Source organism: Bradyrhizobium sp. STM 3843 (genome assembly GCF_000239815.1).
Lineage (GTDB): Bacteria > Pseudomonadota > Alphaproteobacteria > Rhizobiales > Xanthobacteraceae > Bradyrhizobium.
The window spans coordinates 1-12,886 of sequence record NZ_CAFK01000186.1 but is presented as its reverse complement, the minus strand read 5'-3'; the positions used below and the strand labels follow the sequence as shown (position 1 = coordinate 12,886).

9 protein-coding genes are annotated in these 12,886 nt (G+C 64.8%); 6 read left to right on the top strand and 3 right to left on the bottom strand.

Annotation, left to right across the window (positions count from 1 at the left end):
- The first annotated feature begins 134 nt into the window (after positions 1-134).
- The 4 genes from BRAS3843_RS19500 to BRAS3843_RS19485 all read left to right on the top strand — a co-directional run bounded on the left by BRAS3843_RS19500 (position 135) and on the right by BRAS3843_RS19485 (position 5,103).
- Complete coding sequence (locus tag BRAS3843_RS19500) at positions 135-953, top strand: N-acyl homoserine lactonase family protein (protein ID WP_008970727.1); 819 nt, start codon at positions 135-137, stop codon at positions 951-953.
- The gene (locus tag BRAS3843_RS19495; protein WP_008970726.1) at positions 950-1,837 is read left to right on the top strand and encodes an NAD(P)-dependent oxidoreductase; all 888 of its coding nucleotides are present in this window, start codon (positions 950-952) and stop codon (positions 1,835-1,837) included. The genes BRAS3843_RS19500 and BRAS3843_RS19495 overlap by 4 nt, the downstream gene beginning before the upstream one ends.
- Before the next feature lie 753 nt (positions 1,838-2,590).
- On the top strand, positions 2,591-2,809 hold the full coding sequence (locus tag BRAS3843_RS19490; protein ID WP_008970724.1) for a hypothetical protein: 219 nt from the start codon (positions 2,591-2,593) through the stop codon (positions 2,807-2,809).
- Between the two features lie 602 nt (positions 2,810-3,411).
- Positions 3,412-5,103 carry a methyl-accepting chemotaxis protein gene (locus BRAS3843_RS19485; RefSeq protein ID WP_008970722.1) on the top strand — a complete coding sequence of 564 codons (1,692 nt, stop codon included), beginning with the start codon at positions 3,412-3,414 and terminating at the stop codon, positions 5,101-5,103.
- Positions 5,104-5,384: 281 nt separating this feature from the next.
- On the opposite strand, the gene BRAS3843_RS19480 is transcribed toward BRAS3843_RS19485, so the two are convergent.
- Entirely contained in the window at positions 5,385-6,362 is a 978-nt protein-coding gene (locus tag BRAS3843_RS19480; RefSeq protein ID WP_008970721.1) for a L,D-transpeptidase, read from the bottom strand.
- A gap of 259 nt (positions 6,363-6,621) precedes the next feature.
- Between BRAS3843_RS19480 and BRAS3843_RS19475 the strand changes: the two genes are divergently transcribed.
- Positions 6,622-7,497, top strand: a complete 876-nt coding sequence (locus BRAS3843_RS19475) for an efflux RND transporter periplasmic adaptor subunit (protein ID WP_035982222.1) — start codon at positions 6,622-6,624, stop codon at positions 7,495-7,497.
- Positions 7,498-7,530: 33 nt separating this feature from the next.
- Here the strand turns inward: BRAS3843_RS19475 and BRAS3843_RS19470 are convergent, their stop codons facing one another.
- Positions 7,531-9,276, bottom strand: coding sequence for a methyl-accepting chemotaxis protein (locus tag BRAS3843_RS19470; RefSeq protein ID WP_008970719.1), 1,746 nt, complete (start codon positions 9,274-9,276; stop codon positions 7,531-7,533).
- A 495-nt stretch (positions 9,277-9,771) separates the two neighbouring features.
- The gene (locus tag BRAS3843_RS19465; RefSeq protein WP_035982220.1) at positions 9,772-10,626 is read right to left on the bottom strand and encodes a caspase family protein; all 855 of its coding nucleotides are present in this window, start codon (positions 10,624-10,626) and stop codon (positions 9,772-9,774) included.
- A gap of 436 nt (positions 10,627-11,062) precedes the next feature.
- Here BRAS3843_RS19465 and BRAS3843_RS19460 point away from each other — a divergent pair, with 436 nt between their 5' ends.
- Positions 11,063-12,787: a hypothetical protein gene (locus BRAS3843_RS19460; protein WP_008970717.1), complete on the top strand. Its 1,725-nt coding sequence runs from the start codon at positions 11,063-11,065 to the stop codon at positions 12,785-12,787.
- The last annotated feature ends 99 nt before the right edge of the window (positions 12,788-12,886 follow it).

Sequence of the window (12,886 nt, the reverse complement as noted above, 5' to 3'; positions counted from 1 at the left end):
TTGGCGCGATAACGGACGGGACCGGTCGCAGATCGCGACGAACCCGCGGCTTGCGAGCGGTATGATTGACGTCGGCCGCCGGTAATGGCTTGCTCGTCCGCAACCGAAACCACCACGACAAGAGAGACGAGAGCATGGGGAACGCCTACCAGATTTACGCCTTGCGCTATGCGACGATGTCGCCGCGCACGCCGCAGATGAACTATCTGCAGCCGGATCCGCACGAGACCACGGCTCAGGACCTCGACTATTTCGTCTGGCTGATCCGCGGTGACGGCCGCGACATCCTGGTCGACACGGGGTTCAATGCCGAGGAGGCACAGCTTCGCAACCGCCGGCTGACGCGCGATCCGGTCGAGGCACTGGCCGGCTTCGGCGTGGCGGCTGCGCAGATTCGCGACGTCATCGTCACCCATCTGCACTATGACCATGCCGGCAACCTCGATCGCTTTCCGCATGCGCGCTTCCATCTGCAGGAGCGCGAGATGAGCTATGCCACGGGCCGCTGCATGTGCAACGGGCTGTTGCGCCATCCGTTCTCGGTCGACCACGTCACGACCATGGTGCGGCATGTCTACAGCGAGCGTGTCAGCTTCCATTCGGGCGAGGGCGAGATCGCGCCGGGCGTCACGGTTCACAGGGTCGGTGGACATTCAGACGGGCTGCAGGTGGTGCGGGTGGAGACCGCGCGCGGTCCGGTCGTGCTTGCCTCCGATGCCTCGCATTACTACGCCAATCTGCACAAGCGCAGCCCGTTTCCGATCGTCTACAATATCGGCGACATGGCGCAGGGCTGGGAGATTGTGGAGCGGCTGGCCGGTCATCCCGATCGCGTCATCCCCGGCCATGATCCGATCGTCGCCGAGATCTATCCGCGCGTGCCCGAGGCGGTGGATGTGTTCGCCCTGCACGTGGCGCCGTCGCGCTCGTTTGCCAGAGAGGAGCCGCGATGACGGCGTCGTCCAGAACCCTCGGCTTCATCGGTCTCGGCGTCATGGGCGAGCCGATCTGCCGGCATCTCGTGACCAAGAGCGCGGCCCGCGTGATCGCCTATGACCTGGCGCGTGAACCGCTGCAGCGGGTGGAATCCGCAGGCGCTGCGATCGCGGCCTCCGTCGCCGACCTGGTCGCGCAGAGCGATCTCATCTTCCTGTGCCTGCCGAGCGCGTGCCATGTACGCGCGGTGTTCGAGGGCGACGGCATCCTCGCCCATGTCACGCCGCAGCAGATCGTGATCGATCTCGGCACATCCTCGGTCAGGCAGACCCGCGACTTCGCCGCGCAGATGCAGGCCAAGGGCGCGGCCTGGGTGGACGCGCCGATCGCGCGGACGCGGCAGGCCGCGCAGGACGGCACGCTGAGCGTGATGGTCGGCACGTCGCCCGCGCTGTTCGCCGCGATCGAGCCTCTGATCCGCTGCTTCGCCACCGAGGTCACCTTGTGCGGCGAGGTCGGCGCGGGACAGGTGACCAAGATCCTCAACAACATGGTGCTGTTCGAGACCGTGAACGCGCTCGCCGAGGCGGTCGCGGTCGCTCGCCGCAGCGGCGTCGATCCGGAGCTGCTGCTGCAGACCTTGTCGAAGGGCTCCGCCGACAGCTTCGCGCTTCGTAACCATGGCCTGAAGGCGATCGTGCCTGGCGCATTCCCAGAACGTGCGTTCTCGACCGAATATGCGCTGAAGGATCTGTCCTATGCGATCGAGCTCGCTAGCGATGCCGGCGTGACGCTGCGCGGCGCCGAACTCGCCGGCACGGTGCTGCAGGAGGCGATCGATGCCGGCGCGGGCAAGGCCTACTTCCCGGTGATTGCGAAGCTGATCGATCGGGACAGGTAGGAGATCGAGGCGGCGTGGCCTGTGGCGGTGGCGCCTCGCAGTCGCGAGGACCACACCGAATTTGCTGAACGATTTTGCAAACAGCGGACAGTAGTCCCGCGGCGCAGATCGCGCCCGAGTCATCCTGTCGACATCGCCCTCGAAAGACGAGAGGGCGCAGGGAAGGCCGGACCTCGACTGAGGCCCGTGGCCCGCCTGCGGAAAAAATGCAGGCGGCAGGTACCACAGGATCAGCCGGACGACCCGGCCTTCCCTGCGCGATGGTTTTAACGGCTGCTTCGCGATCTCCCCGGTGCGCCGGGCTTTCTGGCCACCGCCGCGCGAGGCAAAGCCTCGTCGCGTACGCGACAACGCGCAAGGCGCGTTGCGCGGGATACTAGCGTCGGAGTATCAGGACCACGCGACTTGACCGTCCGCGCCGGAGTTGTACGTCGGCTCTGCTCATGCAAAGCCCCAACTCCAACGCGTCCACCGCTCCCCGCTGCTACGCCTCGTGACGATCGGCCGAAACGCCCCTCTTCATCACGAACGGGATAGCCGAGATCATCGTTGTGATTTGCCCGACGAGGCAAGCCGACAGGCGTGCGACAGAGTGGCACGACGGGCAATTGGTGCATGACGGGGTTGCGGGGGCTGCCCGTCGGGTGCACGGCGCCTTCCTGAGCCATCGGAGTTCGCGGCAGCTACTTGCCCGTGCGATCCGCAGCCGCAGCATGATTTCGGAACGATAGCCGGCATTGCCGGTTATCTCGAATGCGCGAAGTTGAAATCACAGAACCGCTCGTTCGAGCGATGAGGATCTATCGCCGCGTGGCCAGACACGATCTGGACCAGGGAACGCGGCGCGAGCTCGCGCGGCACATTCGTGGTCTGGCTGAGCAAGGTGTGCGGGATCCCGGCCGCCTGACCGTGTGCGGCCTCAGCTACCTGCGCCAATTGGAAAGACAGCGGACGCCCGAGCGCTCGTCGTAGCTCGCAAGCCGGGGTGGCCGAACGCAACCCGCCAACTTCGTGCGAAGGACGTGGTGGGTTACGCGACCGCGAACAACGCTCCGGGCGAAACCAGCAAGTGCGTGGCGCGTTCGCTAACCCACCCTCCGATTCTTGCTGCGTCACAACCACCGTCATACCGCGGAAGCCCCGCACAAAATGGCGGAGCCATTTTGTGCGGACAGGCGGAACCCGGAATCTCGAGATTCTCAGGTGCGCAATTGCGCACCTAATTCGATGCTGTTGCATCGCCACGGAATGGCGAAATGTGGGGCGGGATTTCGGATTGCGCCATCAGCGCAAGATGGCTTTGTCGCTCAGCCGCGCTTGGACTGACAGAGTGCGGCGCGACGTTTCGTGTTCGACGCTTCCACGCGAGTGACCACGCTCACGTCGTGATCCGTAGTATTACGGCGATCCTGCTTTGTTCATTTTAGAGCAAAATTTAGTTCTTGCACGGTTAATCGATCGTGCGCCACGCCCCGATGACTCAATGACGAGCATCTCATGCGCCCGCCTCAGCTGCGGGCCGTCCCTGGGCTGCCCCGCAAGCCTGGTCCGGGACTTTCAAGCTGGAGATGAGGATGCCGTCATTGTCGAACATATCGATTCGCAACAAAGTTCTCATCGCCTTCGGCATCGTGCTGATCACCGCCATGGGCCTCGGGCTGTTTTCCATCCAGCGTCTTGCGACCGTCAACGGCTCTGCCGCCGAGGTCCGCGACAATTGGCTGCCCGCGACCGGGTGGCTCGGCACCATCTCCAAAGCCGTCGAACTGTATCGCTCGCGCCAGGGACAGATGCTGCTGGCGACCAGCGCTGCGGACAAAGCCAAGCAAGAGCAGTTCATCAAAGAGAGCCTTGAGCTGTTCGATCAGACCTGGCGCCTGTACGAGCCGACAGTGACGACGTCGGCGGAGCTGGCCCTGGTTGCCGCCTTCAAGACGCCTTGGACCGCCTATCTGAGAGACAGCAAGCAGCTCGTTGAGTTGGCACGCAACAACCAGACCGAGGCCGCGGCAGCCCTCTACATGGGCAAGCTGCGGGACGACTTCAGCCTCGTCCGGAAGGCGCTCGAGCGTGATCTCGCCTTCAATGTCGAGCAGGGCAAGGCGGAGGCCGACCGAGGCGCGGAGGTCTATCTGTCGTCCCGCCTGTGGATCCTGGCGACGATTGCGCTGGCCGCCGCGCTCTGCGTCGCGATGGGCTTCATCATCGTCACCGGGGTCTCGCGCCCGATCACGGCGATGACGGAGGCGATGCGCCGGCTCGCCGGCGGCGACATGTCGGCCGCCATTCCCGGCGTCGAGCGCAAGGACGAGATCGGCAAGATGGCCAGCGCGGTGCTGGTGTTCAAGGACAACGCCATCGAGACCGAACGGATGCGCGCCGAGCAGGCCGAGGCGGAGAAGCTCGCGGCCGAGCAACGCAAGCGCGACATGCGTCAGCTTGCGGACTCGTTCGAGAGCGCGGTCGGACAGATCATCGAAACGGTTTCGTCCGCCTCGACCGAATTGGAAGCCTCGGCCACGACGCTCACCTCGACGGCCGAACGCACGCAACAACGAACCACGGCGGTGGCCGCCGCGTCCGGGCAGGCCTCAGCCAACGTCCAGTCGGTCGCGTCCGCAACGGAGGAACTGAGCTCGTCCGTCAACGAGATCAGCCGCCAGGTGCAGGAATCGGCGCGGATGTCGAACGAAGCCGTCGACCAGGCGCGCAAGACCAATGATCGGGTCGGCGAACTATCACAGGCTGCCGCCCGGATCGGCGACGTCGTCGAGCTGATCAACACCATCGCAGGCCAGACCAACCTGCTGGCGTTGAACGCCACCATCGAGGCGGCGCGCGCCGGCGAGGCCGGCCGCGGGTTCGCCGTGGTGGCCTCCGAGGTCAAGGCGCTGGCCGAGCAGACGGCGCGAGCGACCGGCGAGATCGGTCAGCAGATCGCGAGCATCCAGAGCGCGACGCAGGAATCGGTCGGCGCGATCAGAGAGATCAGCGGCACCATCGAACGGCTGTCGGAGATCTCCTCGACCATCGCGGCGGCGGTCGAGCAACAGGGCGCGGCGACCCAGGAGATCTCCCGCAACGTCCAGCAGGCCGCGCGCGGCACGCATGAGGTGTCGTCCAACATCACCGACGTGCAGCAGGGCGCGAGCGAAACCGGTTCGGCATCCTCGCAGGTGCTGTCGGCGGCGCGGTCGCTGTCGCAGGACAGCAACCGGCTGAAGCTCGAGGTCGGCAAGTTCCTGAGCAATGTTCGGGCGGCGTAGCTGGCAGGTGCACGGCGACCCGGCTCGCCACGCGCACCGTTGTCGTCCCGGCCTTGAGCCGGGACCCATATTCCAGAGACGCCGGTCATCGGCGAACTACCGGACCAGTCATCGCAACAATAACCGTTCGGGATTATGGATCCCCGCGTTTGCGGGGATGACAGCGGAGTTTGGAGAGGCTGGTCTCATCAGTTCGAGATTCCGGGTTCGGTCGCTTTGCGACCGCCCCGGAATGACGGAATGCGACGAGAGAATTCGCGCTCGATGCAGCTCCTCCGCATTCAATGCAGTTCGACGGTGGCGCGCTTCTTGATGTGATCGCCGAGGAACTTAGCGTCCCAATTGGTCAGGCGGATGCAGCCGTGCGATTCGGTCTTGCCGACCTTCGAGGGTTCGGGGGTGCCGTGAATGCCGTAGCCCTGGCCGACGGATAGCTCGATCCAATAGGACCCGACCGGATTGTTCGGCCCCGGCTTGATCGTGAACGGCTTTCGCGCCTTCACGCCCTTGAACTCATAGTCCGGATTGTAGCGATAGGTCGGATCGGGATCGGCCGAGGTGACCTTGAAGCTGCCAACCGGCGTCGGCTTCTCCTCGCTGCCGACGGTGGCCGGGAAGACCGCGACCAGATGATTGTCCGCGTCAAACGCCTGCACCGAGCCTTCATCCTTGTTGATATCGAGCTTGACGATCGGCGGCACCTTCTCGTCCGGCTTCATCACATTGGCGACGAAGATCTCGTCGTCAGCCTTGTCGAAGGATTTGCCGGGATTGAGCCCGGCGAGCAGGTCCTGGCTCATGTGGAACTTCTCGGCCAGCTCTTCGCGCGGCGAGGTGTAGCCGAGCGCCGGCAGATCCTTCATGTCCTCCATCTTCTTCGGCAGCTTTTTGAGGAAGGGACCTTTCAAATCCTGTTTGCTGATCTTGTAGGTCACGATGGCTGGCGCCTGATCCTGTTGCATCAGTGCGGCCCAGAGCTCCGGGGTCAGCTTCGCGCCGCTGGTCAGCCCCTTCGACGCCGCAAACGCCGCGAGCGCCTGCTTTGCATTGTCGCCGAACCTGCCGTCGATTTCGCCGGGCGAGAAATGCGCGCGGTCGAGAATGATCTGGGCCCGGATCGCGACCGGGTCCATCCGGTCCTCGCCCGGCGCACGCTTGCGCAACTCGGCGGAATTGACGTCATCGGGCTTGAGCCTGGCGGCGCCCGCAGGCGCGACCGCACCGATGGCAAGAACAAGCGCGATCCAAAACCGAACCATCAGGCGCATCCGTGAAAGGGAAACTCAAAGCCGCTGTCACGGCTTCAACGTGATCATGGCCGGAAAGTTCGGCATTTCTCTGCCGCGCGCTGAACGTTGCGACCGAGCGACGCGACTGAGCACTACGGGACAGGTCGGCTGGCCCTATCAACGCACCTCTGCTATCGGTCGGCAGCGACGACGGGATCAAGGACAGATGAACCTTTTGCGCATGTCTTCGATAGTGGTCAGCCGGGCGGCGGGCGCGGTGCGCCGCGCCATGGTCCGCCCTGCCCGCCTGCTCGTCGTCATCGGCCTGTTCGCGGCGCCCGCTTCCGCCTGGGCCGAGGCAAGCGATGCGCCGAAGGGCGCGGCCGTCACCGTGCTGAAAGCCACCAAATCCTGCTTCGACAATACCGTCGAGGTCTCGGGCCTGATCCTCGCCCGCGATGAGACCGCAGTGCGACCGGACCGGCCCGGCCTGAAGGTCGCCGAGGTGCTGGTCGACCCCGGCGACGCGGTCAAGGCCAGTCAGAACCTGGCCCGTCTCAATTTGCCCGAGGGCGGCTCGACCATGATCCAGGCGCCGGTTGCCGGCACCATCGCCTCTTCCAGCGCGACCATCGGCGCCTTCGCCTCGGGCCGCGGCGAGGCCCTGTTCACGATCATCGCCCGCAATGAATTCGACCTGGTCGGGCTGGTGCCGAGCGCCGAAATCGGCAAGCTCGCACCCAACCAGAGCGCCCGGATTCACGTCGTCGGCGCCGGCGATTTCGACGGCAGCATCCGCCGCGTCGCGCCGACGGTCGAGCCCAACAGCCAGCTCGGCCAGGCCTTCATCGGCATTCACGGTGACCACAGGCTGCTGATCAATTCGTTCGGCCGGGCGGTGATCAAGATCGGACAGAGCTGCGGCGTCGCGGTGCCCTTGACTGCGGTGCTCTATGATCCCGCAGGCACCGTGGTGCAGGTGGTCAGGCAGCAGCGCGTCGAAACCAAGCGGGTCGAGATCGGGCTGATGTCCGGCGGACTGATCGAAATCCGCGGCGGGCTCAACGAGGGCGACGCCGTGGTCGCGCGCGCCGGCGCGCTGTTGCGCGAGGGTGATCCGGTCAGGCCGGTGATGGCGAGCACGGATACCCCGGCGACGAAATAGGCGGGCCTGCTCGCACCCCGCCCCGGATCGTGATCAGGCCGCGCGCACCGAATTCAGGAAGCTGCCGACCTCCTGCTTGAGCCGGCCGCTGTCGTGCGACAGCGATCTTGCTGCCGCCAGCACCTCGGAGGAGGCCGTGCCGGTCTTCGCCGCATCCTGTTGCACATCGCTGATGTTGCTGGACACCTGGTGCGTGCCTTCGGCGGCCTGCTGCACATTGCGCGAGATCTCCTGCGTCGCAGCGCCCTGCTGCTCGACCGCCGCAGCAATGGTGGACGAGATCTCCGACAGCCGCTCGATGGTGCCGGTGATGGCCCGGATGGCGCCGACCGACTCCTGCGTTGCCGCCTGGATGCCGGAAATCTGCTGGCTGATCTCGCCGGTGGCCTTCGCGGTCTGCTCGGCCAGTGCCTTGACCTCGGTTGCGACCACGGCAAAGCCGCGCCCGGCCTCGCCGGCGCGGGCGGCCTCGATGGTCGCATTCAGCGCCAGCAGATTGGTCTGGCCGGCGATGCTGCTGATCAGTTCGACGACGTCGCCGATCCGCGCAGCGGCCTGCGACAGCTCGCCGACCCGATCATTGGTCCGGCGCGCCTGATCGACGGCTTCGCCCGACATCCGCGCCGATTCCTGCACCTGGCGGCTGATCTCATTGACCGAGGTCGACAGCTCTTCGCTCGCGGACGCGACCGACTGCACATTGGCGGACGCCTCTTCCGACGACGCCGCCACCACGCGGGTCAATTGCTGCGAGCGGCCGGCTGTCTCGTTGAGCACGCCGGCGGAGGCCTCGAGCTGGCCCGCGGCTGAAGACACGGTATTGACGATCTCGCCGACCGCGGCCTCGAACTGATCGGCCAGCTGCTGCATGTCGGCGCGGCGCTGCGATGCGACGCGCCGGTCGTTCTCGGCCGCGGCGTCGCGGTCGGCGGCAAGCTTCGCCTGCATGGCCTGCACCCCGCGGGTGAGCTGCCCGAGCTCGTCGTCACGCATGACCTCGATGCGATTGTCGAAGATGCCCCCGCCGATCTTCTCCATCACGGCGTTGAGCAGATTGATCGGCCCGGTGACCGCGCGGATCGCGGACAGGCCCATGATCGCACCCATCGCAATGCCGGCCGCCAGCAGCAGACAGACGGCAATCAGCACGACCGTGTAGCGATATTCAGCCGTCTCGTGAAGATTGTTGGCCTCGGTGAGCTGAATCTTGATCAAGCTGTCGAGGTGCTTCTTGATCTCGGCCAGCGTCTGCCTGCCCGAGCCGAGGATGATCTGGGCTGCCGCGTCCGACTTTTGCTCGTCGATAAGTTTCAATGACGGCCGGATCACCTGATCGCGCAATTCATTCCTGAAACGCTGGAAGTTGTCGGCGGCGACTTTTTCCTCTGACGTGAGGTATGTCGAGATGTAGTCGGCCCAGACCTTGTCGATCGCCGCGACATTGGCTTCGACCCGCCCGCGAATCTGCGCAAGCGATTGCCCTGCGCGCGCGAGGTGACCCGCTTCCAGGATCGCCGCGACATTGTCCTTCAGGCGCTCGTTGATCTCGAACAGCTGGCCGAGACAGACCACGCGATCCTCATACATCGATCGCATCGAGGAATTGCTGTCGCGTGTCGCCAGTAGGCCGGCAACACCGATCACCAGCATCGCGACCAGCAGGGTTGCCGCCAAGGTGATCAGGCGTGCGCGCACCGTCCCGGTGAAGATGGAAAGCAGACTTGATGAGGATGCGTTGCGCGGCGCGTCAACGCGATGAGTCGAAGCAATAACGGCCATGAGGGAACACTTTCAGAAATAAGCGAGACAACAAGCTTCCATGGGCATTGAGAAGCAACGCTTCGTTGGCTAGCTGAGCGCGAGCAGCGCATCGCACGCGATTGTCAAACGGCACTCAGAACAATTCGTCGTGGGTGCAGACAAATCGCCCACGCTCTTTGCACAAGGTTTCAGCAAAGTCAGAACGAGACGTTAATTACAGAGAGGAAGCTTCTGCGCATTAGCTCGGCAGCCTGCTCAATCAGCACGCTGGGCGCAGTCGCAAATAAAATGTGGGCGCGCTTTTGCGCGGTTTCCCGCGGGTTTTTAGGGTTCCGCACGGTGATGCGAATATGCGACTCCGAAATTCCCGTATGATTCCGGAGTAGTTAGAAAATTGTCGAAAAGCACGTGGAGAAGGCCAGCCGGCCTACAACAATACCCTGATGGACTGCGCGAGTCGCGCTTCCTAATCAGCAGATGAGAACTAATAGCAGAAGAACTAATAGCCGGCGCTTAGGTGCCGGCGTCCGGATCGGTTCCCAGACGGACCTCTTCGAGCAGCGAGGAGGAAACCGAGGGCACCTGTTCGCCATCGGAGACACGGGAGACCGCAACGCGGGTCTTGTTGAACACAGCCTCTGCTCCGGCGGACGAACCATCAAGGTTGGACAGCAGTTCGGTGACCAGCACGCTGTTCTGCCCGTTGGAATCATCAACTACCTTGCCGGGCGTCGCCGACGACAGGACCAGCGCATTGGCCGGCGCGCTGATCGGCGCCAGACCGTGGGAGTAGGCGCGGAAGCGGCGCTCATAGGGATTGCGGCGGGAGGCATCGATCACGGCGAGCTTGGCACGCGCGCCCCGCTCGGCCATGGTGTCGAGCACCTTCTCGATGCTGACGCCTTCGCGCCGCACGTCGCGCTCGTTCCAGATCTTGGCGTCGACCGGAATCATGTAGCTCTCGCGGCCGGCCTGGATGGCGTAGCCGCCGAAGAACAGCATCACCACCGCATCCGGCTTGATCCTGGCCTTCAACCGCTCGACGGCGCGACCCAGATCGTCCTTGTTGGCGTCCTCGATCACGTCGACGTCGAAGCCGTCGCGGCGCAACGCGTGGGTGAGCGCACGCGCGTCGTTGATCGACTGCGTCAACGGCGCGTTGGCGTCGGGATAATGACCGTTGCCGATGATCAGTGCGAGCCGCGTCCCCTTGTTGGCGGACTCCACAGGCTCGGTCACGGCCGACTTGGCCTCGAGTGGCCGCATATTCAGGGCAGCGTGCGCGCCGATCGCGAGCGACACCGTGCCGGCAAGCACGGCGGCAATCGCGATCGAACGGCGAGAGAAGGAAGGCTGCCTTGCTGTCATCACGTCTTTCCTGGTCAGGGCCGACTCGGCCGGCGGCAAACCCGATCGGTACCAATGGTGCGCACGCATTGGTCGCGCCAAGTCCATCGAGGTTTATGAGGTTGCGGGACGATGTGTCGTCGGATTGCGCGCAATTTGCGGCGCCGCAACGAGGACAGCCTTAGCCGGATCGGTCCGCGCCGGCAACCTGCAATTCCCCTTGATTTTACAAGTAGTTGAAAGTTCATGAGAAATTAACCATCTTCCCACCTCTGCCGCGCCCTTCCGAGGATGCTTGCGGTGCCATGCTGCCGCCTATCCCCGGCCTCGAATGTGACATTTGTCACATTTGTTTTTCTGTCGGGGCCGTGTCAGGCTCGCACCACGCGCCCCGGCCGACGGACTGATTCTGCGGATGGCCTGCCCACCCGACGGCCAGCCCCAGAAGAAGCCCATAATGAACCTGCACGCCTTCGCCGGTGCCGCCTATCGCGCCCTGACGGCCCGCAAGGACGGACCATCGCTCTATGAGGTCTGCGACCCCATTCTGAACCAGCCGCAACGCGGCAATCCGCACATCGCGAACTTCTACCGCACAGCACTCGGCAATCCGGCGCTGCGCACGCTGTTGCGACGCGCCGGCCTGCCTGAACTGAACGACTCGACGCGCCTCAATGCGCTACGCCAGGCATTGTTTCAGGCCCGCGACGATGCGTCGCCGGATTGGGAGGCGATCGGCCGGCCGGTGGCCGCCCTGATCGACAGTTTCGCGCTGCGTCATCCGCAGCCCGCGCCCGCGCCGCTCCCGCGGCGGCCGCCCGCCTTGGCCGACATCGCCCGCGTGATCCGCGCCTGCGGCGCCGATCTGCTCGGCTCGTTCGCGCGCAACGGCTTCATCCCGACCTACGCCGCGTTCAACCTGATCGGCGACCCCGACCTCACGGGCCGCGAATTCCTGATGGCGCTGACCGGCCTCAACTCGCGCGGCTACAAGAACTCGACGCTGCTGTTCAACCTCGCCCGCGTCTTCATCGCGCGCTCGCCGGCCGCCGGCATCGTCAATCCGTCCTGGAGCGGGATTGCCGAACCGATGTGGGCGCCGGTGCAGATCCGCCACCGCTCGGCCTACTACGATGCGTTCTTCATCGAGGCCCTGCTCGCCTTCGTCGAGACCGGGCTGGCCTCGCCGGGGGAGACGACCGCCGCGCGCGGCGCCATCTCGGCCATGGTGGAGTTCTGCCTGAAAACCAGCCGCGAACAGGTCCGCGGCGCCGATGGAACGGTCTACAATGTCGTAACGGCGCTCGCGCCGGCGCCGCATCCGCGCTTCTCCCGCTTCTTCGCGCAGATCAAGCAGGATCTCGGATTCGGCATCTATGTGCCGGATTGCGACACGACGGCCTGTTCATTCTCGGCCGCAACGCAGGCCGGCGCCGACGATCCGATGCTCGATCAGCCGCTGGTCGATTTCTACGCCGGCTATCAGGTGCGCGCAGGCGTCAACGAGCCGTGCGTCACCGTGCCGATCAACGACACTATCGATTATGAAGGTGGCATCGCCACCTGGATCGACAGCCTGGCCGGCGAGCGCCCGTTCGGCAACGATCTCGATCCCACCCTCAATCTTGACGTCCTCGAGGTCTCGTTCCGCAACCTGTCGCGCTGGAAGATTCTGGAGACGCGGGAGCGGCTCGAGACCATCAAGCGGATCGTCGCCTTTCAGCTGCGCCTGGCCGTCAGTGGCGCCTTCGCCGATCCGCGCTCGCATATCTACTATCTGCCGGAGCTCTATTGCGCCTATTTCGGCCGCTGCTACGCCGCGTTCATGGCATTGCCGCCGCCGGCGCGCGAAGCCATCGATCCCGGCGGCGCCTTCGGCCGGATCCGCGCGCGGGTGCTCGCCTTTGTCGAGGATGATCTGATCAGCCGCGAGATGAATGTGTTCGACGCGGCGCTGGCGCTGATCGCGCTTGGCCATCTCGGCGGTGAGACCGCGAGCTTCGTCCCCGCTTTGCATTGCATTGTCACCCGGTTCGGCGAAGGTGGCCGGCGCCACCCCTACCGCGCCTATGAGTGGAACAAGATGAAGACGCCGACCCGGATCCTGGTCGGTGGTCCGGAAGTGACCTCGGCCTTCGTGCTGATGGGGTTGGCTTTGGCGCGGCGCGCAATGGCGCGGTGACGACAGAAATGCCTGCGGTTGACAAGGCGGTCCGAGCCGCAAACTGACTTCAACCTCGCCCCGCTTGCGGGGAGAGGGAGCATCGCATCGAAAGATGCG